This is a genomic window from Tritonibacter sp. SIMBA_163, assembly GCF_046535935.1.
Lineage (GTDB): Bacteria > Pseudomonadota > Alphaproteobacteria > Rhodobacterales > Rhodobacteraceae > Epibacterium > Epibacterium scottomollicae.
This window is the reverse complement of sequence record NZ_JAWJBP010000099.1, coordinates 1-551: the sequence shown is the minus strand read 5'-3', so window position 1 is coordinate 551 and position 551 is coordinate 1. Positions and strand designations below refer to the sequence as shown.

General features: G+C 69.0%; 1 protein-coding gene. It reads left to right on the top strand.

Features of this window, described 5'->3' with window-relative positions; all coding sequences use genetic code 11:
- Window positions 1-122: 122 nt before the first annotated feature.
- The coding region (locus R0J92_RS21595) for a hypothetical protein (RefSeq protein WP_411053142.1) at window positions 123-551 on the top strand (429 nt) is incomplete at its 3' end.

Genomic DNA, 551 nt, shown 5'->3' with positions numbered 1-551 from the left:
TCCCCGGCCAGTCGAGCCGCACCATGCGGGGCTCGTTCTCCGCCGCCAAGGTGATGACCTCGCCCCGCGTGTGGCAGCGGGCCATCCGCAACTTCGCCATGTCCGCATACCACGAAGTGCCCGTGTTTGACCTCGACGTGGACGCTCACGGCGAATGGGAGAAGGTCGAGTGGAAGAAGCCCGTGGCCATCAGCGGCGAGCCGCTGCTCAAGGCCCGGACCGACCGGCAGGCCAAGCTGCCGCAGTTCAACGCGCCCGACCCCGGTGCCACAATGCGGGAGCGGGCGAAGTTCCGGGCGTCGCAGGCCAAGCAGCTCGCCGGCCGCACCATCCGCGTGCCCCAGCTCCTCAACATGGCGGTGGATCAGGTCACGAAGACCGTCCACGCCCACGCTCACGTCACCTCCATCGCCGTCACCAACGGACGCCGATCCGGCTTGAGGGGTCTGGCCCTCGACCGCTACGTGCGGGATCAGGTGGGCGACATGGGCAGCAGCTCGTGGTCGCAGTCCATCGCCACGCACCAGACCGCCCGAGCGGTGTTCCAAGCC